Below are 26,258 nucleotides of genomic sequence, written 5' to 3' on the forward strand. Positions count from 1 at the left end.
TCAAACGCAAACAAGGGGAAAAATGTTATTTTTCCCCTTGTGCGTTAATCTCTAAATCCTACCAAATGCCGTTATCTATCAATGCGGACGTGCCATAGAAACTCTACATTCCCATGCACCCCCTTAATCGGGCTCTCCATCAACTCCAACCCCTCCGCGCCGTATTTGGCTTTCAGGTTTTCCTCAAAAAATCCGCGCACGCTGTCAATAGCCGCTTGGCGGTTTTCTTCCGTCTTTACAATGCCGTGCGGCACTTGCTTGGGGGAAAGCTCAAACTGGGGTTTAATTAAAAAAACCACATCCGCTTGCGGCGCAAGCACCTTAAACAACGGCTCCATAATCATTTTGAGCGAAATAAAAGACACATCCACCGCGGCAAATTGCGGGGCATTTTCAAACAAATCCGGCGTCATGTAGCGCGCATTGGTTTCCGGTTTGAAATGGAAATTTTTATAGCGCAGCATTTCGCTGGCGATTTGCCCCTTGCCCACATCCACGCCGTACACTTCCCGCGCGCCGGCTTGCAACATGCAGTCCGAAAACCCCCCGGTTGCCACGCCGATATCCACGCAAACTTTGTCTTTTACGTCCAAATTCCACGCCTTAATAGCGCCCGCCAATTTTAAGCCGCCGCGGGACACATACGGGCAGCTTTTTTCCTTAATGGAAATCACATCTTCCGGCAGAATGGTGCGGTCCGCGCGGGTATCCGCCTGGCCGTTTACCAGTATTTCCCCGGCCATAATGCTGGCCTGCGCGCGGTTGCGGCTTTGGAAAAACCCGCGCTCCACCAGCGCCATATCCAAACGCAATTTTTTATTCGCCATCGTCGGCTTCCTTGGCTTCAAACGGCTCCAGGGCCAGTTCTTCCCCTTTGCGTTTTAAGGCGCTGACCTTAAATTTAACGTCTTCCAATTTTTTGGAAAGTTCGCGCGAAAGCGTTAAGCCTTCTTCAAACAATTTTACGGAAGCGTCCAAATCCGTCTGTTCGGCTTCCAAAGCGGCCACGATTTCTTCCAAGCGGGCCAGTTGGGTTTCAAAAGTTTTTTTAGTCATACGTTATTTCACTTCGGCACGGATAGTACCGTCCTTTACTTGAATGTAAATAGTTTCCTGCTCGCGCGTTTGCAATACCTGGCTGATAATTTGCCCCTGCGCGTTGCGGGTAATGCTATAACCACGTTTGAGTACGGCCTGCGGGTTAAGCGCGGCCAACTTGTTTTGCGCCGCCGAAAAACGGCTTTCAAAACGGTGGTATGCGTCTTTGGCAAGCGCCTGCATGGAGAGGGTCAACTCGTCCACCCGCTGTTCCCGCTCCCGCGTTAAAACGGACGGGTCCTTAAACACCGGGCACGCTAGGGCGCTTTCCAACCGGCGCGCGGCGCGTTCATACAAAATGCTGACGGCTTGCGCCATACGCCTGGTAAATTGGTGTACCGTTTCGCGCGTGTTTTGGGAATTTTTGACTACCAGTTCCGCGGCAGCGGACGGCGTGGGTGCGCGCAAATCCGCCACAAAATCGGCTATGGTAAAATCAATTTCGTGCCCGACGCAGGAAATGACCGGGATTTGGCTGGCGGCTATGGCGCGGGCAACGGGTTCTTCGTTAAAGGCCCATAAATCTTCCATACTGCCGCCGCCGCGGCCTACCAATAAAACATCCATACGCGGGGCAAAGCGGTTAAAATCGGCAATTGCTTGGGCAATTTGCGCGGCGGCTTCGTCCCCCTGCACCAGTACCGGCGCCACCACTACTTCCAAATTGGGGCTGCGGCGGCGCAACACGGATAAAATATCCCGCACGGCCGCCCCCGTGGGCGAAGTGACCACCCCAATACGGTGCGGAAAGGGCGGAATCGGTTTTTTTCGGCGTTCGTCAAACAAGCCTTCGGCGGCTAATTTTTGTTTGAGTTTTTCAAATTCTAAAAATAATTTCCCGCGGGAAAGCGGCTCTACGGATTTAACAACCAGTTGATAGCGCCCCTGTTTGGCATAACAGCTTACGTCCCCCAACACGCGCACGGAAAGGCCCTCCTCCAACATTTGGGCAAAGCGCCATCCGTAGCCCTTAAAAAGCACGGCGGCCAAAATGCCGTTTTTATCCTTGAGGTCAAAATAGATGTGTCCGCTGGCGGCTTCGCGCAGGTTGGAAATTTCCCCCTCTACAAAAATCCCCGCGAACACGCCCTCCAACATTTGTTTAATCACGCCGTTGAGTTCCGAAACGGAAAACACTTGGCCGCAAAAAGGTCTTTCGGGTTCCATTATTCCCCCTTTATTTTTTTGAGCCGCTCCGCCAGGGCGGGTTCTTTGCCCAAAGTGCCCGGCTCATAAAATTGGAGCGGGGCGGGCATATACGGCTGTTTGACGTAATGATTAGGATAGTCGTGCGCGTATTTGTAGCCGCGGTTTTTGCCGCCCGAACGCAAATGGTCCGGCACCGGGCGGTAGCGGCCCTCGCGCACTTCCTGCAACGCGGCATTAATGGCGTTGTAGGCGGAGTTGCTTTTGGGGCAACAGGCCACATAAATAGCCGCGTGCGCCAACGGAATACGCACTTCCGGCATACCCAATACTTCCGCGGCGCGGAAAGCCGCCTCCGCAATCATCAGGGCGGCGGGCTCTGCCAGGCCCACGTCTTCGCTGGCGCAAATAAAAATACGGCGGGCAATAAAGCGCGGGTCTTCGCCGCTTTCCAACATACGCGCCAACCAATACACGGTGGCGTCCGGGTCGGAGCCGCGCATGGATTTGATAAAGGCGGAAATAATATCGTAATGTTCGTCGCCTTTTTTATCATAATTTAAGTGGCGCTTTTGGATACACTCTTTGGCAATTTCCAAATCTATTTGTTTGATGCCCGCGCCGTCCGGCTCCGTGGTTAGTACGGCAATTTCAAGCGCGTTTAACATTTTGCGCCCGTCGCCGTTGGATTGCACAATAAAATATTCCGTGGCTTCGTCCGTCAGTTTGGCGTTTTCTTTGGCGGCGGCGCGGAACAGGATTTTGCGCAAATCCCCCGGGCCCAACGGCTTAAATTCAAATACGGAAAAGCGCGATAACAACGCGGTATTAATGTAAAAATAGGGGTTTTCGGTGGTAATACCAATTAAAATAATATCGCCCCGCTCCACGGACGGCAACAGCACGTCCTGCTGGGTTTTATTAAAATGGTGGATTTCGTCTAAAATAACCAAGGTGCGGCGCTCCCCAAAGCCGGGGTTTTTCATACGCTCTTTGGCTTCCGCCAATACTTTTTTGAGGTCCGCCACGCCGGCGGCCGCGGCGTTTAGTTCTACCGTCACCGCGTTGGTGCGCGAAGCAATATAGCGCGCCGTGGCGGTTTTGCCGCAACCGGGCGGGCCGAAAAACACGGCCGATTTTAAGGTGTCCGTTTCCAACAGCCGGCGCAACATTTTGCCCCGCCCCAACAAATGCGGCTGTCCGGCAAAATCTTCCAGCGTTTTGGGTGCTTGGCGCGCGGCCAAAGGCATTAAATTTTCATCATCCGCCATACATACCCCTTATAAAGATGATTTTAATTTGGCAATTAAACGGTCTACCCGGGCTTCTTCTTCCTTGCGCCGTCCGCCCTCATTTTCGCCCCGGATGTACGCCTGCGCGGCAAAGTGCAGTGCCGCCAGGAGCGCCAGTTTCAGCGTGTCTATTACGTCTTCGTTCTCGCTGATTTCCCGCATTTTGTTTTCCACTTCGGCGGCCAGGTTGGTAATTTCCACCCCGCCCAACCCCGGGATTTCCACTTCCAGCGGAATTTTGCGTATTTCTACTTCCACAATGTTTTTTGCCATCGTTTTTTCCTGCCGTTTAAGCCCGGCTTTTTTTGTTAAAAACGGGGGAGGCAAACCTCCCCCGCTTATATAAAACGCTCAATCAGAGGGGCGCGTTTTCGTCCTGGCGGGATTTTTGGATTTCTTTATCCACCTTAACCAGCAAACGTTTGAGCGTTTGCTGGGTAGTGCGTTTCCACTCCCGCAAGGTTTTCACTTCCGTTTCCACCGTGCGCAATTTATCCAGGTTCTCCTCCAACTGGCGTACTTTTTGGTGCAAGGCCGTATTTTGGGCCTGCGTTTGCTGTTGGCGGGCCGCCACTTGCGACACCAACAACTCCAGTTGTTTGAGTTTTTCCTGCATACAATTACCTCAAGGCGGCCCCTAGTTTTTGGCCCAATTCCGCCACGATTTTATTAAACGCGGCATCCGTTTCGGCATCTTTTAAGGTGCGTTGCGGGTTGGAAAACGCCAAACTGAACGTAAGGCTCTTTTTACCGGCGGGCAGATGTTCGCCCTGGTACAAGTCAATCAGCTCATAGCTCATTTTTACGTCCAGCCCGGTTTGGTTTAGCACGCTTTGCACTTGCGCATAAGGGATATTTTCATCCAACACGACCGACAAATCCCGCAAAGACGGCGGGAACACCGCCGGAGCGGCCACCGGGTTAAAGTTTTGGGCGGAGAAAGTTTTTTCCAGCGCCTTGCACCCAAATTCAAACGCCCACACGTCCGGCGTTTTAATGCCAAACGCTTTGAGGGTCAGCGGGTGGAGTTTGCCCAACACGCCGATTTTTTTGCCGCCTTCCATAATGTCCACGGCAATTTTGGGGTGCATATAAACCGGGGCTTTTTCCGCCGGGACCAATTTGGCACCGGGGAGCAGGTTATGCACCACGCCTTTTACAAAGTAAAAGTCCGGCACCGTCACGCCGCCCGCAAAAAAGGCGCGGCTTTGGATAGCACCCGTCAAAACACCGGCTACCGTATACGTTTCGCCCGGATAATTTTTGAGCAAAGTAAATGTTTTGGTGCTTTCAAACAAAGCCAAATTATATTGGCCGCGCTTTTGGTTAAATTCCACATTTTTTAACAAGGCCGGCAACAGCGTGGGGCGTAAAAATTCCCACCCTTGGGCCATGGCATTTTTAATGCGGATACAATGTTTGGGCTCAAAACCAAATTGTTTAAGCTCTTTTTCGCCCAAAAAATCAATATTTTTACATTCGTAAAAGCCTAACCCAATCAGTTGGTTGCTGAATTTTTTGGTTAAATCAATGCCTTTGGGGTTATCGGCAAACGACACGGTAGCTTTACTGGCCGCCAACGGGATAGCATCATACCCTACAAAGCGGGCGGCTTCTTCGGCCAAATCCCACTTGGTGGTTAAATCGCGGCGGAAAGAGGGAGCGCGGAACACCCAAGTATCGCCGTCCGCCGTAAAAGAGGCGCCCAAGCGGGAGAAAATGCCTTTCAGCGTTTGCGCCTCTAACTGCGTGCCCAAAATGTTGTTGATGTCCTGCGCGGTAAAAACCACTTCCGGGTTTTGGAATTTTTCCGGGTATTCGTCCGCCAGTGCGCTGGGCGTGCCGCCGCAAATTTGGCAAATCAGTTGGGTGGCGCGGTTCATAGCCAACAGCGCGCCCTCAATATCCGTGCCGCGTTCAAAGCGTTGGGAAGAATCAGACGATACGCCGAATTTTTTAACGGTTTTATTAATGGTGGGGGCATCAAAATACGCGGCTTCCAAAAACACGTCCTGCGTGTTTTCCCGGATGCCGGAGTTCAGCCCGCCCATAATGCCGGCCAGCGCGGTAGCTTTTTGATTGTCCGCAATCACCAGGGAGTTTTCCGCCAGTTCCAATTCGCGGCCGTCCAAAACCGTAAATTTTTCGCCGGGGTGGGCAAAGCGGATAATTACTTTATCGCCGTCCACTTCCGTACGGTCAAACGCATGGAGCGGGTGGCCGAGTTCAAACATGACATAATTGGTAATATCCACCAACGCGTTTTTGGGGTTGAGGCCCATAGCCGCCAGGCGTTCTTTCATAAACTCCGGGGATTCTGTATTTTTGACCCCGCGGATGACGCGCCCGATATAGCGCGGGCACGCTTGCGGCGCTTGGATTTCAACATGCAAGGCTTCGCCCTGCGTTTGAAACGCCGGGATTTGCGGCAATTTAACCGGCTTATTGAGCAGTACCCCCAATTCCCGCGCAACCCCCAAATGGGAGAGCAAGTCCGGGCGGTTGGAAGTAATTTCCAAATCAAAAACGGTGTCTTTTTTGCCGTACAGGGTGGAAACGTCCGTCCCCAGGGGGAGGTTTTCGTCCAGTACCAAAATGCCGTGTGCCCGCGTGTGCGTAAGGCCCAATTCATCCGACGAGCAAATCATCCCTTCCGAGGCCACGCCGCGGATAACGGCCGGTTTCATAACCATAGTGCCCAAGCGGGAGCCCACACGCGCCAACGGAATTTTTTGCCCCACGGCAATATTGGGGGCCCCGCATACCACGCGCTGGGTTTTGCCGCCGCCCAAATCCAAATCCACCAAGTGCAGGTGGTCGGAATTGGGGTGGTCTTCTATATGGGTAATCTGGGCTACCGTCACGCCCTCAAAATCGGCCCCGGTGGTTTGCACGCTGGCAACTTCTATGCCCAAATGCACAAACTGTTGGACCATTTCTTCGGGGGTTAAATCCAAATCAATAAAATCTTTTAACCAAGAATAAACTATTTTCATTGTTTTATATCCTTAAAATTGGGAAAGTACGCGCACGTCGTTTTCGTAAAAGGTGCGGATGTCGTTAATGTTCATCATCATCATGGCCAGGCGTTCCACCCCCATACCAAAGGCATAGCCGCTGTATTCGTTCGGGTCAATGCCGCAATTTTTAAGCACGTTGGGGTGAACCACGCCGGAGCCGAGCATTTCAATCCAGCCGCTCCCCTTACATACCGGGCAGCCTTTGCCCTGGCAGAACACGCATTTTACGTCTACTTCCGCGCTCGGTTCCGTAAACGGGAAGAAAGACGGGCGGAAGCGGATTTCCGCCTTGTTGCCGAACAAGCCTTTCATAAAGGCGGTCAAATCTTGTTTCAAATCCGCCATGCTGACATTTTTATCCACATACAGCCCCTCAATTTGGTGGAATACCGGGCTATGGGTGGCATCTAAACTATCGTTGCGGAACACGCGCCCCGGCGCCATAATGCGCAGCGGCGGGCGGTGTTTTTCCATAAACCGGCTTTGCACGTTAGACGTATGCGTGCGCAGGACCATGGAAATCGGAGAGCCGGTATCGGCAAAAAAGGTGTCTTGCGCATCCCGCGCCGGGTGGTGTTTGGGGATGTTGAGCATATCAAAGTTATGTTTTTCATCTTCCACCCACGGGCCTTCCGCCCATTCAAAACCCAAATGGGCCAAAATGGTGGTCATGCGGTCCATCGCCACGGAAAGCGGATGCCGGTGACCTTGCGGGGCCGGGAAAGCGGGTAAAGTTAAATCCAAGCAGGTTTTATTCAGTTCATCATTAATTTGCTTGGCGGCAAAAAAAGCGGTTTTTTCTTCCAACGCGGCCGAAAGCGCCCCTTTCAAGGCGTTGCCCAACGGGCCGGCTACTTTTTTATCTTCAATAGAAAAATCTTTCAAACCTTTTAACAGGTCCGTCAGCGCGCCTTTGCGGCCCAAAGCGGCCACGCGCAGTTCTTCCACAGCGGCTAAATCGGCCGCGGCGGCAATTTTGGCTTTATATTCTTGTTCAATAGCGGAACAAGCGGTTTTGAATTCGGTAATCGTCATACAGTTATATTATAGTATTTTACAGCGTTGTATTGGATTTTTAAGGTATTTTAACCTTTTTTTATGAAACGGTATTAATTTTTACTTAAAAACCATAAAAAAACGGGCTTTCGCCCGCGCTTGATACAAAGTGCGTGGGCAAGTAAATCAGCCGTTAAAGCGGGTCATGGTTTTTTCCAACCCGTCTTTCAGCCAGCTTTCCACCGCGTTGGCGGCGTTTTCCAAAGCCGGGGCCAATAAAGTTTCGTCCGCCTTGGAAAAGTTAGAAAGTACAAAATCGGCCAAATCAAACGGAGCCGGCTTGGGCCCAATGCCCACCCGCAAGCGCGCAATATTTTGCGTGCCCAGTTGCTCTATTACGCTTTTCATCCCTTTTTGCCCGCCGGCAGAGCCGGAAGGGCGCAGGCGGATATGGCCCACCCCCAAAGAAACGTCATCAAAGCAGACCAGTATATTTTGTGCCGGAATTTTGAAGAACCGGGCCAAGCTGGAAACCAGCCGGCCCGATTCATTCATATAGGTAAATGGTTTGGCCACCAGCACATCTTTGCCGGCCAAACGGATTTTGGCGTATTCCCCCAGGTTTTGCCAGGCTTGGTAATCCGCGCTTTGGCGGCGGACGATTTCGTCCGCCACTCTAAAGCCTGCGTTATGGCGGGTACGCGCATATTGCGCGCCCGGATTACCTAAACCGACTACCAGGGAAAGTTCCGCCATTATTTTTTAGCGTCCTTGGCCGGAGCGGCGTTTTTGGTCAGGTTGCCGTCTTCGTCTTTTTTACCTTTGGTAGAGGAGCTTTCCGGCTGGGCGGCGGCAGCATCAGCAGCGGCCGGGGCAGCAGGGGCTTCTTCTTCCTCTTTCGGAATCATCAAGTGGACCACCGGGGCTTGGGCATCCGTCACCAGTTCAACGCCTTCGGGCAGTTTAATATCGCCGGCAACAATACCTTTGTTGATGGTCATGGGGGTCATATCCACTTCAATTTCGTGCGGAATGGCGCGCACCAAGGCTTTTACTTCAATTTCGCGCAAGATGTGTTCCACCAAAGCGCCGTAGTTCTTAACGTCGGCAGATTCGCCCACCAATTTAACAGGAACGACTACGTCCATCTTATCGGTCAAGGCTACACGTTGGAAGTCAATGTGAATGGGGGTATCTTTTACCACATGGTATTGGATTTCTTTTACCAGGGCTTGTTCGGTGCCGTTCGGCAAGGCAATTTCCACAATGGTATTTTTACCGGCGTTGACGATTTTTTCTACGTCTTTCAAGCTGACGGTAATGGTGACGGGTTCTTTATGGCTGCCATAAATTACACCGGGTACGTTTTTTTCCGCGCGGATTTTGGAGAGGGCGCCTTTTACGCCGAGCCCTTCTCTTAAAGTGGCGGTAATATTCATTTCTTGCATGATTTTATTTCTCCTATTTTTCCACTAAATGAAATTTAGTTAAACATATCGCTGATAGAGCGGCCGTCGTGGTTGCGTTTGATAGCATCCGCTAACAGGTACGAAACCGACAGCACATCTACTTTGGGCCCCAAGTCCCGTATGGGCAGGGAGTCCGAAATAATCAGCTTTTTAATATCGGACTTATTGATTTTGTCCAACGCGTTGCGGGACAAAAGCCCGTGGGTGCAGACCGCGTAAATTTCGCGCGCGCCCCGTTCTTTGATTTTTTGCGCCACGGTGGTAAGCGTACCGGCCGTGTCCACGATGTCATCAAAAATAATGGCGGTTTTGCCTGCTACGTCCCCAATGACGTTATAGACTACCGCTTCGTTGGCTTTGGGGCGGCGTTTATCAATAATTACAAGCCCCGCATCCAACCGCGCCGCAAATTTGCGGGCGCGTTCCACGCCCCCAACGTCGGGCGAAACAACTACAAAATCGGAATGGTCAATATCCTTAAAATAATCCAAAAACACTTTGCGGGCGCGCAAGTGGTCCACGGGAATATCAAAAAACCCCTGGATTTGGCCTGCGTGCAAATCTACCGTCATAATGCGGTCCGCCCCGGCTTTGGTAATTAAGTTAGAAGTCAATTTGGCGGTTATCGGCACGCGCGGGGAAGCCTTGCGGTCCGCCCGGGCATAACCGAAGTACGGCATAACAGCCGTAATTTTACCCGCACTGGCGCGTTTGAAAGCGTCAATCATAATGAGCAGTTCCATTAAGTTTTCGTTCACGGGCGGGCAGGTAGGCTGAATAATATAGCAATCGTGCGCGCGGACGCTTTCCAAAATTTGTACATCAATTTCGCCATCGGCAAATTTTTCCACACGCAATTTGCCCAGGTCCATATTCAAGTGTTCACAAATTTTTTGGGCCAATGCCGGGTTGGCATTGCCGGTAAAAATGCGCAAGTCTCCATTTACGCTTTTAGTCATGTTGTATACCTTTTTTCTCCAAAACAACCTGACGCGAGCGCGCAATCGCAAGCGACTGCTCCGGCACCAATTTGGTGATGGTTGAACCCGCGCCGATTTTTGCATATTTTTCCACCGTCACCGGTGCTACAAAATTCACGTTGGAACCGATAAAAGCATGGTCCCCTATAACGGTTTGATGTTTATTTTTACCGTCATAATTGCAAGTAATGGTTCCGGCCCCCACATTTACGCCGGCCCCCATATCCGTATCGCCAATATAGCTCAAGTGGTTTACTTTGGAGCCTTCCCCGATAACGGATTTTTTAATTTCCGAGAAATTGCCCACCTTGGCCCCTTTCTTTAATACGGATTTCGGGCGCAGGTGCGCATACGGCCCCAACTGGCAGTTTTCGTCCACCTGGGATTCTTCCACATACGTCCCCATTTTCAGGGTCACGTTATCGGCAATAACGGAATCTTTAATATATACGTTGCCTTCCAGCATACAGTTTTTGCCGATTACCGTTTTACCGCAGATATAGCACCCCGGGCAAATAAAAGAATCCGCCCCGATTTGCACTTCCGCATCAATAAATACGGCATCCGGGTTGGGAATAGTCACGCCTTCTTCCAACAATCTGTCCGTCACGCGGCGGCGCATAATCAGCTCCGCCTGAGAAAGCTGTGCTTTGCTGTTTACGCCCAACGCCTGTTGGTAGTCTTCACTGCCAAACACCAATACCGGGTGTTGCATGGCTTTAATGGAAGACAGCGTATCGGTTAAATAAAATTCGTGCTTGGGGCCTTGGGGTTTCAATTCCGCCAACGCCTGCGCTAACAGCGGGGATTTGAATAAATACATACCGCTGTTGATTTCATGAATTAAAAGGGTTTTTTCGTCCGCGTCCGCGTGTTCCACAATGCGGGCAAAAGAGCCGTCCGCTTCCCGCACGATACGGCCGTATCCGGCCGGGTCCGGCACGCTTACGCCCAATACCATGGCCCCGGAGGCGTTTTCTTCAAACGAGGAATACATCTGTTCCAAGGTAGCGGTTTTTAAGAGCGGGGTATCGCCGTTAAGCACCATAACGTCTTCAAAACGGTTTAAGAGGGGCAACGCCGCTTTAACGGCCGAGCCGGAGCCGGTCAGCTCCGTTTGCTCCACAAATACCAGCGGAGCCGTGACGCCCCACGCGGGGAGCCCGGCTTTGACGGTTTCTTCCATAGTAGCGGCTTCATGCCCTACTACAAGCCCAATGGCGGCCGGGTTTAACGCCTGGGCCGCTTTTAAGATATGCGCAATAATGGGAAGACCGCAAACCGGGTGTAAGGGTTTGGGTAAGGGGGATTTCATCCGGGTACCTTTACCGGCCGCCAGGATGAGAATACACAGATTTTTTTTGGCTACCATTTTGTTTAACTCTTGCCTAAAAAGAATCTAACTTGTTAAAAACAAATTATTTTTTATATTATACCAAAAAACAACAACTTCCGCATAGGCGGGCGGTATAGTTGCCTTAGGCCCGGGCAACATTACTATTGTAGCATTTAACCCGCCTTTTATGCGGTCACCGCCCCATAACAGACGGGGCCGTCCGCCCGGATAATTTTAGCCCGCACCAATCCTTTTAGGTGTTCCGGGGCGTTTTCCAACACCGTATATTGGAAGTTTGCCGTCACCCCGCCCGGGAGACCGTTTTTGCGTTCTTCCATAAACAGCTCTTGTTCCGTGCCCACTAACGAGGCGGCAAACCGGGTGCGGAGTTCTTTATCCAGCGCGCGCAACATATCCGAACGGCGTTTGATTTCTTCGTGCGCCAGTTGCGGCCACGCGGCGGCTTTGGTGCCGGGGCGCGGGGAATAACTAAATACATGCAGCCCGCACAACCCGACGCTTTTTATAAACTGATAAGTGGTTTCAAAATCTGCTTCCGTTTCCGTAGGGAACCCGGCTATGACATCCGCAAATATGGAAATACCCGGCACGCGGGTGCGTAAATCTTCCACGCGGGCGCGGTAGGCGGCGGTATCATAATGGCGGTTCATGGCTTTCAAAACGCTGTCACACCCGGCTTGCAACGGCAGGTGGAAGTAATTGCAAAAACGGTCCGGCCGGGCGGCCATTAAATCCACCACGCCGTCTGCCACCGTTTGTAATTCTATGGAAGAAAACCGCACCCTAAAATGCCCGGGCAACGCGGCAATTTGGCGGCACAACAACGCCAAATCCGCCCCGGTTTGCGGGCAGGCATAATTGCCGATATTGATACCCGTTAAAACCACTTCTGCAAAGCCTTTTTCCACCAGGGCGGTAATTTCTTTCAGCACATCCGGCGCCGGCTTGGAGCGTTTATCCGGCCGGGCAAACGGCACAATGCAATAGGAGCAAAAACAATCGCACCCGTCTTGAATTTTTATAAAAGCGCGGCTATGGCCCTCGTGGCCGGAAACCGTCCAGCAGAGGTCTTCTTCATTAAACAGCGCGCGGCCGAGGTTGTATTTCCCCACAATTTCCGCTTGCGGGAACAAGGTTTTAATATGCGCTTGGTGCGCGGCCGCATAGCACCCGGTAAGCACCAACCGCGCTTGGGGGTTGCGGTGCAAAATTTGGCGGATTTGTTTTTCCACATCTTTATCCGCCTGGTGTGTGACGGTGCAAGTGTTTAAGACGCACACTTCGGCCGTTTCAAAAGAATCCGCCGGGGTGTGCCCGTGGCGCAAAAAATCTTCCAAAATGGCTTGGCTTTCCACCTGGTTGACCCGGCAACCGAATGTTTTGATAAAAAATTTCATAATTATAAAATTTTGGCGGCCGCCGCAATACAGGCCGTTTCCGCGCGTAAAATGTTTACCCCTAAGGTAATGGGCAATATGCCGTATTGGGCGGCAATCACAATTTCTTCATCCGTCCAACCGCCGGCCGGGCCGACATACACACGCAGGCGTTTGGGCGCGCAGAGTTTTTCCAGCCCCCAACTAACCGTGTGGGTTTCTTCCGCCTCGTAAGTAATTAAAGAGGGGATTTTGTCCTGCACCGCGTGCAAAAACGTCACCGGCTCATAAATTTCCGGCAAGAGCGGCGTGTTGCACTGCTTGCAGGCGGAAAGCATAATCTGCCGCCAACGCGGGAATTTGTCTTCCCACCGTTTTAATACGTCGTACTCCGTGCGGGCGGTGACAATCGGGCAGAACGCCGCCACCCCTAACTGCGTGCCTTTATCCAACACTTCTTCCAACCCGGTGCGGGAATTGGGCGCAAAAAAGAGTTCCAATTCCACCGCCGGGCGGCGCAGAGGCACTTTTTTTAATAAACTGCCGCGCACAAAGTTTTTTTGTATCCGCTCTATCCGGCCGGTATATTGAAGCCCCTTCCCGTTAAAAACGGTAATTTCTTCCCCCTCTTTACAGCGGGCCACCGTGCAAACGTGGTGGGCCTCTTCGTCCATAATAAAAAATTCGGTTTCTTTAATATCGGCTAAATACTGGCTCATGGCGGACCTCACAAAATTTAAGAAAATAATTCCTTAAAAAAACTTTTTTTGCCGCCGGTTTCTTCCGCCAGCTGTTCCAACAATTCTTTTTGGCGGGCCGTGGGCTTTTTAAGCACTTCAATTTGAACGTGAACCAACAAGTCCCCAAAGCCTTTTTTGCCCAAACGCGGCATACCGTTGCCCTGCACTTTTAACACCGTGCCGAACTGCGTGCCTTTGGGAATGGTCACTTCCATTTCTTTCCCCTCAATGGTGGGTACTTTAATGGTGCCGCCCAATACCGCTTGCGGGTAAGTAATGGGGGCATCCAACACTAAATCGTCCCCTTCGCGGCGGAAGATTTTATGCGCTTTTACATGCACTTCCACATACAAATCTCCAAAGCCGCCGCCGTTGGTGCCGATGTCGCCCCCGTTGGCTACGCGCAAGGTGACCCCGGTGCGCACGCCGGACGGAATTTTTACTTTCAGCGTTTCTTTTACGCGCTCCGCCCCGCTGCCGTGGCATTTGGTGCAGGGCTTTTCAACCACCGTGCCTTTGCCGCCGCAATCCGGGCAGGTTTGCCGCATGGAAATAAACCCTTGCGAATAAGTGACCGTGCCGCGCCCGCCGCAGGAACGGCAGGTTTTGCGCGCACTGCCTTCTTGCGCGCCGGTGCCGTGGCAGACGGAGCAGGAATCCAACCGGGTATAAGAAACTTCCTCTTCTTTACCCATAAAGGCTTCTTCCAGCGAAAGTTCCACATCCACTTTTAAGTCGTCGCCGCGTTGGGCGCGGGGTTTGCCCGCACGGCCGCCAAAGCCGCCGCCGAACATATCCCCGAATACGGAGCTGAAAATATCGTTAATATCCCCAAACCCGCCGGCATTAAACCCGCTGAAACCGCCCGCACTGTTTACGCCGTCGTGACCGTACTGGTCGTACATCTGGCGTTTTTGCGGGTCCGACAAGACGGAAAAAGCCTCGTTTACTTTTTTGAATTGTTCTTCGGCTTCTTTATTACCGGGGTTGCGGTCCGGGTGGTACTTCATGGCTTGGCGGCGGAAAGCGGCTTTAATTTCCACGTCCGTTGCCGTGCGTTCAACATCTAAAATTTTATAGTAATCTTCTTTCATAGCAGTAGGCATAATATAAAAACCTTGTATTTTACTTATATTTTATGAAATTTTCCCCCTTGCGCACAAATAAAAAAGCCCCGCACTAAACGGGGCTTTTTTAGGGACAAACGGATTAATCTTCAAACCCTAACACTTTGCAAAAATCTCTGCCTTCCTGCGTGGAGCCGGAACACATCCGCTCCCCGGGGTGCGCAGACTGGTCCAACCAAATGTTATAGCGGAACACAAGATTGGGGCTACAGTTAGTCCAAGAACCCGCCTTGGGGCAATACAAAATACTGATAAGCTGGGCATTGGGGTCCGTCACTATGTTGGAGCCGCTTAAATTATCAATATAAAAGTAATTATCACAACTTACCACATCATTACCGGTGCATTTGCCGGCAAAATCATAATCCAAATTATCCGTATTGGCAATATAATGGCCGTTTGCCAAATAATAGACTTCGTGTGCTTTTTTTAGGGCTTCCCCTACTTGCAACGCATCCGCAAACCGGGCCCGCAAGACGGCCTTGTTATACTGGGGCATAGCAATAGATGCCAAAATACCTATGATTAATACCACTACCAGAAGCTCAATCAACGTAAAACCATTCCTCATAAAATTGCCTCCACCCAAAAGTATTCCTGTATTGTAGCAAAAAAAGCGTTCCCCGGATAATAAAAAATGGCGGGGGCCTGTTCAAAGGCCCCCGCCATGTGATTTACCACCCTAGATTATTTGTCAACCACTTCGGCTTCTACTACGTCGTCCTTCCCGCCGTTAGCGGCGCCGGCTTGGGCGTTGGCACCCGGTTGGGCACCGGCCGCCTGCTGGGCACCGGCTTGGGCATTGGCCTGCGTGTTTTTATACATGGCTTCGCCCAGTTTTTGGCTGGCCTGCAAAGCAGCGTCCGTAGCGGCTTTCATCTTGGCGGCGTCTTCGGTCTTTAACGCATCGCGCAAGTCGTTCAAGGCGCGGTCAATGGCCAAGCGGTCTTCTTGGGATACTTTATCGCCGTAGTCTTTCAGGGCTTTTTCGGTTTGATAAAGCACGCTGTCGCCCTGGTTTTTAGCTTCAATTACTTCTTTGTGCTTTTTGTCTTCTTCGGCGAATTTTTCCGCATCTTTGACAAATTTTTCAACTTCCGCATCGCTCAATTTGTTCGGAGAGCTGATGGTAATGTGCTGTTCCTTTCCGGTTCCCAAATCTTTGGCGGAGACGTTCAAAATACCGTTCGCGTCAATATCAAAGGTGACCTCAATTTGCGGTACTCCGCGCGGAGCAGGAGCAATACCGTCCAAATCAAACTTGCCCAGCGGCACGTTGTCTTTAGCCATGGGGCGTTCACCCTGCAAGACGTTGATGGTGACGGCCGGCTGGTTGTCCGACGCGGTAGAGAACACCTGCGTTTTGCGCACAGGGATAGTCGTGTTGCGTTCAATGAGGCGCGTGCATACACCGCCCAGCGTTTCCAACCCTAAGGAAAGCGGCGTCACATCCAAAAGCAGAACGTCTTTTACTTCCCCGGTCAAAATACCGGCTTGTACGGAGGCACCGATTGCCACACATTCCATCGGGTCAATCCCGCGTTCAATTTTCTTACCCACATGGTCTTCCACATATTTCTGCACAATCGGCATACGGGTCGGGCCACCCACCAAAATAATACGGTCAATTTGGTTGGCAGACAGGCTGGCATCAGAAAGCGCCTGGTCAATGGATTTGCCGCAGCGTTTTACAATGTCGCCCACCAGGCTTTCCAGTTTAGCGCGGGAGAGCGTAAGCGCCAAGTGTTTCGGGCCCGTGGCATCCGCCGTAATATAAGGCAAGCTGATGTCCGTTTCCATGGTGGTAGAAAGTTCAATTTTGGCTTTTTCGGCCGCGTCTTTCAAGCGTTGTTGGGCTTGCACGTCTTTGCTCAAATCAATCCCTTCCTGCTTGCGGAATTCGTCCGTCATCCACGCGATGATGGCGTTATCCATATCCGTACCGCCCAGTTTGGTATCGCCGGAGGTGGCCAACACGTCAAAGGTACCTTCTTTACCCATTTCCATAATGGTCACATCCAGGGTACCGCCGCCCAAGTCAAACACCAAGATTTTTTGTTCTTTGCCGGCTTTATCAATACCAAAGGCCAAAGCGGCGGCCGTCGGTTCGTTTACCAAGCGGACCACATCCAACCCGGCAATACGGCCGGCGTCTTTGGTGGCCTGGCGTTGGTTATCGTTAAAATAAGCAGGTACGGTGATGACCGCTTTTTCTACCGGTTCGCCCAAAAAGGCTTCGGCATCTTTTTTAACTTTCTGCAACACAAAGGCGGAAAGCTGTTGCGGGGTAAATTCCTGCCCGCGCAAGTTAAATTTGAAGTTTTCACCCATGCGGCGTTTGAACGCGGTGACGGTGCCTTCCGGGTTTGCAATAGCCTGGCGGCGGGCCGGTTCACCCACCAAACGCTGGCCGTCTTTTGTAAAAGCTACATAAGAAGGAAACGCTTTGCCCCCAATAGAGTTGCCTTCTGCAGACGGAATAATAGTCCCGCGGCCGCCTTCCATTACCGCCGCGGCGGTGTTAGATGTACCCAAGTCAATACCAATAATCTTTGCCATACTTATATATCTCCTTACTATTTGTTAAATTTTTTATTGTGCGCTTTCCTGGCCGACGACTACCCTTGCCGGGCGTAATACTTTGCCGTCCATCAAAAAGCCCATTTGTACTTCGTCAATCACCAAACCGGCTTGTTCCGGCTTGGCTGGAATCATAGCCACCACTTCTTGGGTGTCTGGGTCGTATGGTTTATTTTTTACATCCATACGCACGATACCTTCTGCTTTGAATATTTTTTCCAGTTCTCCTAAAATTAGGCGCATACCGTCACGCAGTGATTTTGCTTCCCCCTCGCACTGGTGGGCGGATTCGTCTTTTTCCATTTTTTCGCGTTCGCGCAACATCACCTCATAAGCGGGCAACAACTTTTGCGCAAAATCTTTTTTACCGTATTCTATCAGCGCGGCTTTTTCGCGCTCGGTGCGTTTGCGGAAGTTTTCAAAATCCGCACTTAACCGCACAAATTTATCGTAATAGTCCGGGTGTTCGGCCGGGGCCGGGTTTTCTTGCGGCTGTGTTTGTGCCGCGCAGGATTCTTCCTGCTGCACGTTTTCTTGGTGTTCGTCCAAGTGGGCGTGCCTATGTTCTTCGTGTGAATGGTTGTGCTTACTCATAATTTTCATCTTCTTTTGCGGGCTGGGCCGTCCAACTGCGTATAGACCCTTCTAATAATGACCCGATGAAATTTACCAGGCTCATCACCCGGGTATATTCCATGTGTTTGGGGCCGATAATGCCCAACATCCCCACCGTTTTATCCCCTATTTTATAAGCGGATGAAACGATACTCAAGTTTTTAAGTTCCGTAAGTTCGTTTTCACTGCCGATACTTACATTTACTTTTTGGTTGGATTTCTGCAAATCGGTCATCTTCTCGTTTAATAAAGAGGAAAACTTTTCGCGTTCTTCCACCACTTTCATCATTTGTTTCAAATCGTCGTAATCGTCTTCGCTGGTGTTTTCCAGCAGGCGGCCCAAACCCTCTACATATAATTCATGGGCGCTGGCTTGCGGGCGTTCAATATCGTTAAGTACCTGCACGGCCAAATCCGCCACGTCGGCAATTTCCCGGTGGCCGGACTGGATGTAGCGCCACAACACTTGCTGGGCTTGCCCCAAAGGCAGGCCGGAAATTTCTTCGTTAATAAAATGGCTCAAAATTCTCAACCGGGCCGGGCTAAGCACCGAGTTTATACGCACCGGCCAATGCCGCACAATGCCGGACTCCGTCACCAGTACCGCCAACAGCGCACCCGGAGCCAACGGGATAAAATCCAAACGCTGCACGCACTGGTCTTTTACGTTAGAGGTATACACAAACCCCGCCGCGCCGGAAAGCATTGCCAGCAAGCGCGAAGTTTGCAACATCATATTATCCACTTCGTTGACGCGCTGGTCATACTGGCGCTCTATCTGTTGGCGTTCCTGTGCGGCCATTTTTTGAACGCCGGTCAGATAATCCACATAATAGCGGTAGGCTTTATCCGTAGGAATACGCCCGCCCGAAGTATGCGGCTGATACAAATACCCCTCGTCTTCCAAATCCTTCAAAATGTTGCGTATGGTAGCGCTGGAAACATCCTTGAGCGCGCTGTCCGCCAACATTTGTGAGCCCACCGGGCGGCGGGTTTCCACATACTGCTGTACCACCCAGCGGAGGATTTTTTCTTTGCGTTGTTTGGCAACTTCGGGTTTTAGTATTCTCATAAAATTCACCGGGGCCGTGCTTTTATTTTAGCACTCCTTAACCCCAACTGCTAATAGTATAGACAATTATTTTATTTTTGTCAACCCCTATTTTAGAGTGCTAATTTTGGGCCGGTGTTTTTACCCTCTTACAGAATAGGATATCCCCCTTTACTTCTCAAGCCTGTTTTTGGATTATACCCAAAAAAGATACAATATATTTATGAACTTTTTTATAGATTCGCACGCACACTTAAACGACCCGGCTTTTGATGCAGACCGGGATTCCCTTTTACAACATACCCTGCCGCAAGCCGGCATTGTGCATAGCATAGAAATCGGCTGTTCGCCGGAAGAATGGCTCCCGGCCTTGCAGTTGGCTTCCTCCTACCCGGCTTTGGTACACGCCGTATTGGGCGTTCACCCGGAATACGCCGTTAAACTGGGCGAAAACGACCTGGCCCGCTTGGCCCAATTACTGCCGGACCCGCGCAATACAGCCGTGGGGGAAATTGGCCTGGACTATACCTGTTTGGATATCAGCCCCAAAGATTTACAGCAAAAAACCTTTCAGCAAATGTTGGAGTTAAGCAACCAAACCCAACTGCCGCTGGTGTTGCACATCCGCCGGCAAGGGGAAGATTACGCCGCGTATGAAGACTCTTTTTATGCGCTTAAACACAACTGGAAAGGCGCCAGCCGCACCAAACACGCGGGCGTGCTACACTGCTTTTGCGCCCGGTACGAAGAAGCCAAACGCGCACTGGATATGGGGCTTTTGTTAGGCATTAACGGGTGCTTTACTTATAAAAAGAACGAATACATCCGCGAAGCCGTTAAAAAAGCGGGGGCGGACAAAATTATTTTGGAAACGGACTGCCCGTATTTATCCCCGCAAGGCAAGCGCGGCCAACGCAACGACCCGTCCAACATTCCGCTTATCGGAACTTTTGTGGCGGACTACTTTAATATGCCGGTGGAAGCCCTCGCACAAACCACCGTTCAAAATACAAAAGATTTGTACGGTCTTCCGTAAATTTGTTATAGTGGCTTGTAGAGGTAAAATATGAATAAGAAAACCCTTTTTATTTTGTTGCCGGCGCTCCTTTTATTAAACGGATGTGAAGCGGGTGAAAAAATTGCAACTTTTTGGTTGAAACAATATCAAAAATTAATGAGTAGCAGTATGGGTGCGGGGCTGGAAATGGCCGCCGCCCAGCGCAAGGCCCAAGCTCAAGCCAAAATGACCCGGGCCGGGCTGACGAACGAAAAAGGAGAGCCGCTTTCCAATGCGGATTTTGAACGCCAGTTAGCCAAAGCGCGCGAAGAATTAAAACAACTGGAAGCCAGCCTGAAAAAGGAGCAAGGCTCCCAACCCAATACCCCCCTTTCGCCCGAGGAGGCCGCGGCCGCTTTTGCCCAACAGCAACAGGAAAATACCGCCGCCAGAACCCCCGGCGCACGCACTGCGCAAACGGCCACGCCCAAACGGGCCCCGCGCCAACAGCAACAGCAAATTATGGAAATTTCCATTGAAGACGACACCCCCAAATTAGACGGGCGCGCCCCGGTGGAAGACCAAAAAGCCATGCACCGCAGTATTGATTTTATCAAAACCACCAACCAGCAGGCCGTGACCGACGTACAACGCCTGATGGGGGATAACGCCCGCTACGAGGTTATTTTGCTCAATACCCAAACGGAAAAGAAACTGTTAAATGCCAGCCGCAAGGCGGCCTCTTTACAGGAGTTCAAAAAAACCCAAAAGGAAATTTTGGCACAATATAAAACGGACTTTCAGAAAATTTTGAATAAATACCAAAACAATATTAAACGGACCCACCGTTAATTATGAACAGAGGATATTTAATTGTTGTCTTAATCGGGGTGATGTTGGTAATGACCCTTACCGCCCAAAACCTAAAAAGGCTCACCCCTTTATTAACCTCCGCCGCAACCGCCAACGCGGGGGCCTCCTTTTCGCCCCAAGACCGGGAAATGTTGCGCCAACTGGGGCTACAAGACACCGCGGCCGACCGTTCCTCCCTTCAAAACGCCCTTTCCCGCCTGACCCAGGGCAACGCGGATAGCCGCTTCCAACCGCAGTACAACCAGTTAGCTAAACAGAACACCAACGACCCGACCGGCGATGTGCGCCGCTTAAAAAACTGGTTGGATTCCGCTTTGGCCCAGGCCAAACAAAAAGCCCATAGCGCCCCGGCCAAAACGGCGGAGCCGTCTGCCGCCGCGCCTGCCCCGGCCGGGAAACCGGTGTTAGAAATTTATACGGAAAGCCCGGCCGAAATAACCAACCCGCACTTTACCGCCAGGCAGTTGCGCCGGGCGCGGCTGATGTTGCGGGAACTGCGCCAAAATAACGAGGACACCGCCGACGCTATCCGCCAAAAATTTGGGGCCAAAGCCGAAGAAGAAGCCCGCAAAATTGCGCGCCAGACGGAAACTCAAGCCGAAAAATACGCACAAAACGCCCAAACGTGGGAAGCGTTTGAAACCGCCTTTGAAAAGAGCTACACCCAAGGCGAAACCAAGTTGGGCGCGCTGATTAAAAAACACCTTAAGTAAGTATTTCCGGCCGATTTTTCTTGCCCCTTTTACGGGCACCCAAAACGCCCTTTTAATAGCCTTAAACAGCGTGATTTTTAAGTATGAAACACCCCGGGTTCCCGCCCGGGGCGTTTTTTTGGTGGGGCGGCACAAAAACCTTTGGCGCACAAGTCCGCATTTATTTGTAGGATTTTTATGGTAAGCCGCAAGCACCAAAACGCCCTTTTAAGGCTCCGTAGCAGGTCTGGCGGTTGGGCCATGCGGATTTCTACCTCACCCGGTTTATGTTAGGGGACAGGCACAAAAACGCCCTTTTAAGGCAAACCAGACACCGGGTGCGCATGTAAGAGTTAGGGATAAAACTCCCCGGGTTCCCGCCCGGGGTTTATTGTGAGCAGTAGACACAAAAAACCCGCCCTTTTAAGGGGGCGGGTTTTTGTTTTGCAAGTCCGAAAACGATTAGTTGGCGGCGGCTTTTACCACGTCAACCAATTTTTTGAAGGACACCGGGTCTTTAATCGCCATTTCAGACAACATCTTGCGGTTCAAGGTGATGTTCGCCTTGGTCAAACCGCTGATGAATTTGGAATAGGAAAGACCTTCTTCGCGCACGGCCGCGTTGATACGGGTAATCCACATCTGGCGGTAGGTGTGCTTTTTGTCCTTGCGGTCCACATAAGCATGGACGTAAGAATGGTCCAGCTGTTGGGTGGCCATGCGTAAGCGGCGGGATTTATCCCCGTAATAACCGCTGGCGCGTTTCAAAACTTTTTTCTTTCTTGCGTGTCTTGCGACGCTGAATTTAATTCTCATTTTCTAACCTCTTTATTTGGCGGCCGGGAGATACTTTTGCAAGGTCTTCCCTTTAGCGGACTCGGGCGTAATTACCCCAGTCTTTCTCATGTCATGTTTTCTGGAGGCAGAAACAGGCGTTAGCAAGTGTTTTCTGCCGGCTTTGCGATGCTGATATTTACCCGTGGCGGTAATGCGGAATCTCTTTTTAGCGCCACTATGGTTTTTGAGTTTTGGCATTTGATTACCTCTCGTGTTAAATGATTCTTTTTTCCGTACGACTTGTGCCAGGAGCCGACAAGCCCCGTACACAATGTTCCTACAAAAGAATCTGAAAATTCGTTTTTATTTGGCTTCGTTTTTGGGCACGAAGGTCATGGCCATACGGTTGCCTTGCGATTGCAAGCCGCCGTCCACATTGCCTAAAGGTTCCAGGCGTTTGGCTGCGTCATTAAGCAGCTGCATACCCAAATCCTTATGTTGGTTTTCACGGCCGTGAAATACCACCGTCAGGCGGACCATATCTTTCTTGCGCAAAAATTCTTCTATTTGCCGTAATTTGACGTCCAAGTCGTGCGCCGCAATGCGGGATTTAATGCGTAATTCTTTCAACGTCACTTTAGCCTGCTTCTTTTTGGCGTCCTTGGATTTTTTCCCTTGTTCGTACACATACTTGTTGTAATCCAGTATTTTGCACACAGGGGGCTCGGCGTTGGGTGAAATTTCCACCAAGTCAAGCTCTTGTTCTTTCGCCAGTGCGATGGCCTCTGCCACCGGCTTAATACCAATCATCGTGCCGTCGGAATTAATCAAACGCACTTCCGGCACACGGATATTTTGGTTTCTTCTGTATAAATCTTTTTTATATTCTCTTCTGTTATCGTATCTGGCCATTTATATTATCTTTTGTATACAAAAATTCACTCCGGCTTACCGGAGAACACTTTAATTATACCAATTCACAATAGAAAGTGTCAATTTACCGGGCCGTGTCCTGCCGGTAGGTCAGCGTGTTGTTTTCGTACCATTCCCACGCGGCGGGCAGGCGTTTGAGCGTATGGGAGCGGTCCGTCCACTGCGGGCCGTCCGGCGTGAAAGAGCGCTTCAGCACAAACGCGCCGTCTTTGGTAAACACTTCCGCTTGCGTGCCGTCCTCAGACAAAATAACATACGCCGCAAAAACGGCGGAACCTTGCGGGGCAACCTGCGTTAAAGCAATTCCGTCCCGCCACGGTTGCACGCATTGGGCAAGCACTTGGCTCCACACCCCTCCGGCAGAGGGGATACAGCCGTGGAAGTCCCTATCCGCCCCGGTAAGCGGAGCCTGCGCCCGGCAGGCGCTTAAACAAACCAAGGCACAAAAGGCCAGAAAAATGTTTTTTTGCATAATTTTATTTTACCAAAAAAGCGGCTCTGCAACAGGCGGTCAAATTTGCTAAAATTGATATAATACATTTACAATTTTTAAGGTGGTCACTTTTTTATGAGCAACAGAAGATTAGCCCGCGAATGTGCGCTGCAAGCGCTTTATTATGCAGATAGCTTAAAAGATATGCCGCAGGAAGATGTGTTGGATTACGCGGCCGATTACCGCAAAGAATTGGGGGAATACTTCCCGTTTTGCGAGGAGCTTATCAAAGGGGCGTTAACCCACCTGAAAGAAATTGATGCCATGGTATCTTCCTATGCTAAAAACTGGACGATTAGCCGTATGTCCGCGGTGGACCGCTCTATTTTGCGCATGGCCACTTACGAGCTTGTTTTCAGCCCGGAAAAAACACCCGTGCCCGCTATTATAGACGAAGCCATTGAACTGGCCAAAAAATACTCTACCGAAAATTCCAGCAAATTTATTAACGGCCTTTTAGACCAGCTTAAAAAAGAACGTAAATAAAAACTATGGACTTCAACCCCAAAGAAGAAATTGAGCGGCTCAAAAAGCTGGTCAATTACCATAACAACCTTTATTATAATTTGGACAATCCCATCCTGTCCGATACGCAGTACGACGAGCTTTACAACCAATTAAAAACGCTGGAAGAGCGTTTCCCGCAGTTTCGCACTAAAAATTCCCCCACCCAGCGCGTGGGCGGAACAGTCAGTTCCACCTTTGCCCCGGTGCCCCATGCCGTACCCATGATGTCTTTGGATAACTCTTATTCGCCCGCCGAAGTGAGCGAATGGTACGCCCGCACCGCCAAATTATTGGCCCGTACCGATTTTGATATGGTGGTGGAAGCCAAAATTGACGGGATTTCCTGCTCGCTTTTATATACCAACGGCAAACTGGTGCGCGCCTCCAGCCGCGGGGACGGCAAAACCGGCGAGGACATCACCCAAAACGTGCTGACCGTGCAGGATATTCCGCACCAAATTCCCAACGCCCCCCTGGGGGATTTGGAAGTGCGCGGCGAAATTTATTTAGATAAAAAAGATTTGGAAATCCTCAACCAAAAACAACAACAAGCTGGGGAAAACATTTTTGCCAACACCCGCAACGCGGCGGCAGGCTCCCTGCGCCAGAAAGATGCCGCCATTACCGCCACCCGCCCCCTTAAATTTTTTGCCCATTCCTTTGGGGCGGGGCATATCCAGGCGGATACGTTCAGCGGGTTTATCCGCTTGTGCCAAAGCTGGGGTTTTGCCGTCAGCCCGGTGCGCCTGCAAACGGCCGCGCTGGCCGACGTTCTGCAATTTTACAAACAGTTTGATACAGACCGCCACAACTTGCCTTTTGATGTAGACGGCCTGGTAGTAAAGGTGGATAGTTTTTCATTACAACGCATTTTGGGCAACACCGCCAAAAGCCCCCGCTGGGCTATCGCGTTCAAATACCCGGCCCAACAAGCTACCACCACACTCAAAAACGTTTTATTTTCCGTGGGGCGCAGTGGCATTATCACCCCGGTAGCGGAGTTGGAGCCGGTCCCGTGCGCGGGCGTGATTATTTCCAACGCTACCTTGCATAATTTTGACGAAGTAAAACGCCTGGGCGTGCGCGTGGGAGATAAAGTAATTATTGAACGCGCGGGGGAAGTAATCCCCAAAGTGGTTAAGGTGGCGCAATCGTTAGGGCAGCACGAAGTTTTGCCGCCCGCCGAGTGCCCCTCTTGCCACAGCCGTGTGTATAAGGAAGAAGGCGAAGTGGGCTACTATTGCATTAACCCCGCCTGCCCGGCTCAGTTGCGGGCGCGGCTGTTGCACTTTGCTTCCCGCGGCGCCATGGATATTGACGGCCTGGGGGAAAACATTGTGGACCAGTTGCTCTCCCGCCAATTTGTTAAAAACTTTGCCGATATTTACCGCTTGAGCTTTTTACACCTGCTCAGCCTGGATAATTTTAAGGATAAAAAAGCCCAAAACCTGTTAGACGCTATTGAGGCCAGCAAACACCGCCCGCTCGCGCGGCTGTTATTTGCGCTGGGAATTGCGTTTGTGGGGGCCAAAACGGCGGAATTATTGGCAGACCGCTTTAGAACCATGGACGCGTTTTTACAAGCCGGGCCGGAAGAATTGCAAGCCATCCCGGAAGTGGGCGAAACGGTATCCCAAAGCGTGTACGATTTTACGCACGACCCGAAAGCCCTGGAACTGGTGGAAGATTTGCGCCGCGAGGGGCTCAATTTTACCCAACCCCAAAAACAGCTTTCCGCCAACATTTTTGAGGGAAAGACCCTTGTTTTTACCGGGGAACTGACCACCATGACCCGCACCCAGGCCGAACTGAAAGCCAAAGAATACGGCGCCAAAACCAGCGGGAGCGTTTCCAAAAAAACGGCCTATGTGGTGGCGGGGGCCGAGGCGGGCAGCAAGCTGAAAAAAGCGCAGGAACTGGGCGTACCCGTACTGACCGAACAGCAATTTTTAGATATGTTAAAATAGAGCGTCCTGCTCTATTTTTCCTTCCTTTTTCAAAGGGTTTTTATCCGCCTGGTTGCGGTATTCGCACCGCCGTCACGTTTAGGAATTTCCCTTTTTATTCTGTTGTTGTTGCCGTTTAATGCACCCCGAATTGCCGTCCGCAGGACAAACCTATTTTGAGCCGGGCGTTTTA

General features: G+C 51.1%; 28 protein-coding genes. 5 read left to right on the forward strand and 23 right to left on the reverse strand.

Annotated features, from left to right (window positions below):
- Positions 1–71 precede the first annotated feature (71 nt).
- The 19 genes from ACQY18_RS02325 to hrcA form a co-directional block, all read right to left on the reverse strand.
- The gene (locus ACQY18_RS02325) at positions 72–827 is read right to left on the reverse strand and encodes a TlyA family RNA methyltransferase (RefSeq protein WP_428038695.1); all 756 of its coding nucleotides are present in this window, start codon (positions 825–827) and stop codon (positions 72–74) included.
- Complete coding sequence (gene xseB / locus ACQY18_RS02330; RefSeq protein WP_176777793.1) at positions 817–1,056, reverse strand: exodeoxyribonuclease VII small subunit; 240 nt, start codon at positions 1,054–1,056, stop codon at positions 817–819. Before xseB ends, ACQY18_RS02325 begins: the two co-directional genes overlap by 11 nt.
- Positions 1,057–1,059: 3 nt before the next feature.
- Positions 1,060–2,265, reverse strand: coding sequence for an exodeoxyribonuclease VII large subunit (gene xseA, locus ACQY18_RS02335; protein WP_428038696.1), 1,206 nt, complete (start codon positions 2,263–2,265; stop codon positions 1,060–1,062).
- A complete protein-coding gene (locus ACQY18_RS02340) occupies positions 2,265–3,515 on the reverse strand; it encodes a replication-associated recombination protein A (protein WP_428038697.1) in 1,251 nt (416 codons plus the stop codon). Before ACQY18_RS02340 ends, xseA begins: the two co-directional genes overlap by 1 nt.
- Positions 3,516–3,524: 9 nt before the next feature.
- Positions 3,525–3,809 carry a cell division protein ZapA gene (gene zapA, locus ACQY18_RS02345; RefSeq protein WP_176777796.1) on the reverse strand — a complete coding sequence of 95 codons (285 nt, stop codon included), beginning with the start codon at positions 3,807–3,809 and terminating at the stop codon, positions 3,525–3,527.
- An 82-nt stretch (positions 3,810–3,891) separates the two neighbouring features.
- On the reverse strand, positions 3,892–4,152 hold the full coding sequence (locus tag ACQY18_RS02350; RefSeq protein WP_428038698.1) for a hypothetical protein: 261 nt from the start codon (positions 4,150–4,152) through the stop codon (positions 3,892–3,894).
- 4 nt (positions 4,153–4,156) lie between these two features.
- On the reverse strand, positions 4,157–6,532 hold the full coding sequence (gene pheT, locus ACQY18_RS02355; RefSeq protein WP_428038699.1) for a phenylalanine--tRNA ligase subunit beta: 2,376 nt from the start codon (positions 6,530–6,532) through the stop codon (positions 4,157–4,159).
- Between the two features lie 12 nt (positions 6,533–6,544).
- Positions 6,545–7,591 carry a phenylalanine--tRNA ligase subunit alpha gene (gene pheS / locus ACQY18_RS02360; protein ID WP_176777799.1) on the reverse strand — a complete coding sequence of 349 codons (1,047 nt, stop codon included), beginning with the start codon at positions 7,589–7,591 and terminating at the stop codon, positions 6,545–6,547.
- Positions 7,592–7,738: 147 nt separating this feature from the next.
- Positions 7,739–8,308 carry an aminoacyl-tRNA hydrolase gene (pth, locus tag ACQY18_RS02365; protein ID WP_176777800.1) on the reverse strand — a complete coding sequence of 190 codons (570 nt, stop codon included), beginning with the start codon at positions 8,306–8,308 and terminating at the stop codon, positions 7,739–7,741.
- Entirely contained in the window at positions 8,308–9,000 is a 693-nt protein-coding gene (locus tag ACQY18_RS02370; protein ID WP_176777801.1) for a 50S ribosomal protein L25, read from the reverse strand. Before ACQY18_RS02370 ends, pth begins: the two co-directional genes overlap by 1 nt.
- Before the next feature lie 35 nt (positions 9,001–9,035).
- Positions 9,036–9,980: a ribose-phosphate diphosphokinase gene (locus tag ACQY18_RS02375; protein ID WP_176777802.1), complete on the reverse strand. Its 945-nt coding sequence runs from the start codon at positions 9,978–9,980 to the stop codon at positions 9,036–9,038.
- A complete protein-coding gene (glmU, locus tag ACQY18_RS02380; RefSeq protein ID WP_428038700.1) occupies positions 9,973–11,373 on the reverse strand; it encodes a bifunctional UDP-N-acetylglucosamine diphosphorylase/glucosamine-1-phosphate N-acetyltransferase GlmU in 1,401 nt (466 codons plus the stop codon). Before glmU ends, ACQY18_RS02375 begins: the two co-directional genes overlap by 8 nt.
- 149 nt (positions 11,374–11,522) lie before the next feature.
- Positions 11,523–12,755 (reverse strand): MiaB/RimO family radical SAM methylthiotransferase, encoded by a 1,233-nt coding sequence (locus ACQY18_RS02385; RefSeq protein WP_428038701.1) that lies wholly within the window; start codon positions 12,753–12,755, stop codon positions 11,523–11,525.
- A 2-nt stretch (positions 12,756–12,757) separates the two neighbouring features.
- A complete protein-coding gene (locus ACQY18_RS02390; RefSeq protein ID WP_176777805.1) occupies positions 12,758–13,453 on the reverse strand; it encodes an RsmE family RNA methyltransferase in 696 nt (231 codons plus the stop codon).
- 17 nt (positions 13,454–13,470) lie between these two features.
- Positions 13,471–14,568 carry a molecular chaperone DnaJ gene (dnaJ, locus tag ACQY18_RS02395; protein WP_176777806.1) on the reverse strand — a complete coding sequence of 366 codons (1,098 nt, stop codon included), beginning with the start codon at positions 14,566–14,568 and terminating at the stop codon, positions 13,471–13,473.
- Between the two features lie 115 nt (positions 14,569–14,683).
- The gene (locus ACQY18_RS02400) at positions 14,684–15,172 is read right to left on the reverse strand and encodes a type IV pilin protein (RefSeq protein ID WP_428038702.1); all 489 of its coding nucleotides are present in this window, start codon (positions 15,170–15,172) and stop codon (positions 14,684–14,686) included.
- A 116-nt stretch (positions 15,173–15,288) separates the two neighbouring features.
- A complete protein-coding gene (dnaK, locus tag ACQY18_RS02405; protein ID WP_428038703.1) occupies positions 15,289–17,160 on the reverse strand; it encodes a molecular chaperone DnaK in 1,872 nt (623 codons plus the stop codon).
- 33 nt (positions 17,161–17,193) lie between these two features.
- Positions 17,194–17,775: a nucleotide exchange factor GrpE gene (locus ACQY18_RS02410; protein WP_428038704.1), complete on the reverse strand. Its 582-nt coding sequence runs from the start codon at positions 17,773–17,775 to the stop codon at positions 17,194–17,196.
- Complete coding sequence (gene hrcA / locus ACQY18_RS02415) at positions 17,768–18,868, reverse strand: heat-inducible transcriptional repressor HrcA (protein ID WP_428038705.1); 1,101 nt, start codon at positions 18,866–18,868, stop codon at positions 17,768–17,770. Before hrcA ends, ACQY18_RS02410 begins: the two co-directional genes overlap by 8 nt.
- A gap of 202 nt (positions 18,869–19,070) precedes the next feature.
- Here hrcA and ACQY18_RS02420 point away from each other — a divergent pair, with 202 nt between their 5' ends.
- The 3 genes from ACQY18_RS02420 to ACQY18_RS02430 are packed head-to-tail and all read left to right on the forward strand — an operon-like array spanning position 19,071 to position 21,430.
- Positions 19,071–19,883, forward strand: coding sequence for a TatD family hydrolase (locus ACQY18_RS02420; protein ID WP_428038706.1), 813 nt, complete (start codon positions 19,071–19,073; stop codon positions 19,881–19,883).
- A 30-nt stretch (positions 19,884–19,913) separates the two neighbouring features.
- Positions 19,914–20,696 carry a hypothetical protein gene (locus ACQY18_RS02425; protein WP_428038707.1) on the forward strand — a complete coding sequence of 261 codons (783 nt, stop codon included), beginning with the start codon at positions 19,914–19,916 and terminating at the stop codon, positions 20,694–20,696.
- Positions 20,697–20,698: 2 nt separating this feature from the next.
- Entirely contained in the window at positions 20,699–21,430 is a 732-nt protein-coding gene (locus ACQY18_RS02430; RefSeq protein ID WP_176777813.1) for a hypothetical protein, read from the forward strand.
- A gap of 441 nt (positions 21,431–21,871) precedes the next feature.
- On the opposite strand, the gene rplT is transcribed toward ACQY18_RS02430, so the two are convergent.
- The 4 genes from rplT to ACQY18_RS02450 form a co-directional block, all read right to left on the reverse strand.
- The gene (gene rplT / locus ACQY18_RS02435) at positions 21,872–22,225 is read right to left on the reverse strand and encodes a 50S ribosomal protein L20 (RefSeq protein ID WP_176777814.1); all 354 of its coding nucleotides are present in this window, start codon (positions 22,223–22,225) and stop codon (positions 21,872–21,874) included.
- A 12-nt stretch (positions 22,226–22,237) separates the two neighbouring features.
- Complete coding sequence (rpmI, locus tag ACQY18_RS02440) at positions 22,238–22,444, reverse strand: 50S ribosomal protein L35 (protein ID WP_176777815.1); 207 nt, start codon at positions 22,442–22,444, stop codon at positions 22,238–22,240.
- A gap of 105 nt (positions 22,445–22,549) precedes the next feature.
- On the reverse strand, positions 22,550–23,098 hold the full coding sequence (gene infC / locus ACQY18_RS02445) for a translation initiation factor IF-3 (RefSeq protein WP_176777816.1): 549 nt from the start codon (positions 23,096–23,098) through the stop codon (positions 22,550–22,552).
- Between the two features lie 85 nt (positions 23,099–23,183).
- Positions 23,184–23,591 carry a hypothetical protein gene (locus ACQY18_RS02450; protein WP_428038708.1) on the reverse strand — a complete coding sequence of 136 codons (408 nt, stop codon included), beginning with the start codon at positions 23,589–23,591 and terminating at the stop codon, positions 23,184–23,186.
- 96 nt (positions 23,592–23,687) lie between these two features.
- Between ACQY18_RS02450 and nusB the strand changes: the two genes are divergently transcribed.
- Entirely contained in the window at positions 23,688–24,098 is a 411-nt protein-coding gene (gene nusB / locus ACQY18_RS02455) for a transcription antitermination factor NusB (protein WP_428038709.1), read from the forward strand.
- A gap of 5 nt (positions 24,099–24,103) precedes the next feature.
- The gene (gene ligA / locus ACQY18_RS02460; RefSeq protein WP_428038710.1) at positions 24,104–26,086 is read left to right on the forward strand and encodes an NAD-dependent DNA ligase LigA; all 1,983 of its coding nucleotides are present in this window, start codon (positions 24,104–24,106) and stop codon (positions 26,084–26,086) included.
- The last annotated feature ends 172 nt before the right edge of the window (positions 26,087–26,258 follow it).

Source organism: Candidatus Avelusimicrobium faecicola, assembly GCA_900540405.1.
In the GTDB taxonomy this organism is placed as follows: domain Bacteria; phylum Elusimicrobiota; class Elusimicrobia; order Elusimicrobiales; family Elusimicrobiaceae; genus Avelusimicrobium; species Avelusimicrobium faecicola.

What these genes read in the sequence shown, in the direction of transcription:
- xseB (WP_176777793.1), bottom strand. Translation starts at nt 1,056, where the DNA reads ATGACTAAAAAAACTTTTGAAACCCAACTGGCCCGCTTGGAAGAAATC.
- hrcA (WP_428038705.1), bottom strand. Translation starts at nt 18,868, where the DNA reads ATGAGAATACTAAAACCCGAAGTTGCCAAACAACGCAAAGAAAAAATC.
- ACQY18_RS02420 (WP_428038706.1), top strand. Translation starts at nt 19,071, where the DNA reads ATGAACTTTTTTATAGATTCGCACGCACACTTAAACGACCCGGCTTTT.
- ACQY18_RS02350 (WP_428038698.1), bottom strand. Translation starts at nt 4,152, where the DNA reads ATGCAGGAAAAACTCAAACAACTGGAGTTGTTGGTGTCGCAAGTGGCG.
- ACQY18_RS02370 (WP_176777801.1), bottom strand. Translation starts at nt 9,000, where the DNA reads ATGCAAGAAATGAATATTACCGCCACTTTAAGAGAAGGGCTCGGCGTA.
- rpmI (WP_176777815.1), bottom strand. Translation starts at nt 22,444, where the DNA reads ATGCCAAAACTCAAAAACCATAGTGGCGCTAAAAAGAGATTCCGCATT.
- ACQY18_RS02340 (WP_428038697.1), bottom strand. Translation starts at nt 3,515, where the DNA reads ATGGCGGATGATGAAAATTTAATGCCTTTGGCCGCGCGCCAAGCACCC.
- dnaK (WP_428038703.1), bottom strand. Translation starts at nt 17,160, where the DNA reads ATGGCAAAGATTATTGGTATTGACTTGGGTACATCTAACACCGCCGCG.
- ACQY18_RS02400 (WP_428038702.1), bottom strand. Translation starts at nt 15,172, where the DNA reads ATGAGGAATGGTTTTACGTTGATTGAGCTTCTGGTAGTGGTATTAATC.
- ACQY18_RS02390 (WP_176777805.1), bottom strand. Translation starts at nt 13,453, where the DNA reads ATGAGCCAGTATTTAGCCGATATTAAAGAAACCGAATTTTTTATTATG.
- nusB (WP_428038709.1), top strand. Translation starts at nt 23,688, where the DNA reads ATGAGCAACAGAAGATTAGCCCGCGAATGTGCGCTGCAAGCGCTTTAT.
- ACQY18_RS02425 (WP_428038707.1), top strand. Translation starts at nt 19,914, where the DNA reads ATGAATAAGAAAACCCTTTTTATTTTGTTGCCGGCGCTCCTTTTATTA.
- pheS (WP_176777799.1), bottom strand. Translation starts at nt 7,591, where the DNA reads ATGACGATTACCGAATTCAAAACCGCTTGTTCCGCTATTGAACAAGAA.
- rplT (WP_176777814.1), bottom strand. Translation starts at nt 22,225, where the DNA reads ATGAGAATTAAATTCAGCGTCGCAAGACACGCAAGAAAGAAAAAAGTT.
- xseA (WP_428038696.1), bottom strand. Translation starts at nt 2,265, where the DNA reads ATGGAACCCGAAAGACCTTTTTGCGGCCAAGTGTTTTCCGTTTCGGAA.
- infC (WP_176777816.1), bottom strand. Translation starts at nt 23,098, where the DNA reads ATGGCCAGATACGATAACAGAAGAGAATATAAAAAAGATTTATACAGA.
- ACQY18_RS02430 (WP_176777813.1), top strand. Translation starts at nt 20,699, where the DNA reads ATGAACAGAGGATATTTAATTGTTGTCTTAATCGGGGTGATGTTGGTA.
- pheT (WP_428038699.1), bottom strand. Translation starts at nt 6,532, where the DNA reads ATGAAAATAGTTTATTCTTGGTTAAAAGATTTTATTGATTTGGATTTA.
- ACQY18_RS02375 (WP_176777802.1), bottom strand. Translation starts at nt 9,980, where the DNA reads ATGACTAAAAGCGTAAATGGAGACTTGCGCATTTTTACCGGCAATGCC.
- ligA (WP_428038710.1), top strand. Translation starts at nt 24,104, where the DNA reads ATGGACTTCAACCCCAAAGAAGAAATTGAGCGGCTCAAAAAGCTGGTC.
- ACQY18_RS02325 (WP_428038695.1), bottom strand. Translation starts at nt 827, where the DNA reads ATGGCGAATAAAAAATTGCGTTTGGATATGGCGCTGGTGGAGCGCGGG.
- glmU (WP_428038700.1), bottom strand. Translation starts at nt 11,373, where the DNA reads ATGGTAGCCAAAAAAAATCTGTGTATTCTCATCCTGGCGGCCGGTAAA.
- ACQY18_RS02385 (WP_428038701.1), bottom strand. Translation starts at nt 12,755, where the DNA reads ATGAAATTTTTTATCAAAACATTCGGTTGCCGGGTCAACCAGGTGGAA.
- ACQY18_RS02450 (WP_428038708.1), bottom strand. Translation starts at nt 23,591, where the DNA reads ATGCAAAAAAACATTTTTCTGGCCTTTTGTGCCTTGGTTTGTTTAAGC.
- pth (WP_176777800.1), bottom strand. Translation starts at nt 8,308, where the DNA reads ATGGCGGAACTTTCCCTGGTAGTCGGTTTAGGTAATCCGGGCGCGCAA.
- ACQY18_RS02410 (WP_428038704.1), bottom strand. Translation starts at nt 17,775, where the DNA reads ATGAGTAAGCACAACCATTCACACGAAGAACATAGGCACGCCCACTTG.
- dnaJ (WP_176777806.1), bottom strand. Translation starts at nt 14,568, where the DNA reads ATGAAAGAAGATTACTATAAAATTTTAGATGTTGAACGCACGGCAACG.
- zapA (WP_176777796.1), bottom strand. Translation starts at nt 3,809, where the DNA reads ATGGCAAAAAACATTGTGGAAGTAGAAATACGCAAAATTCCGCTGGAA.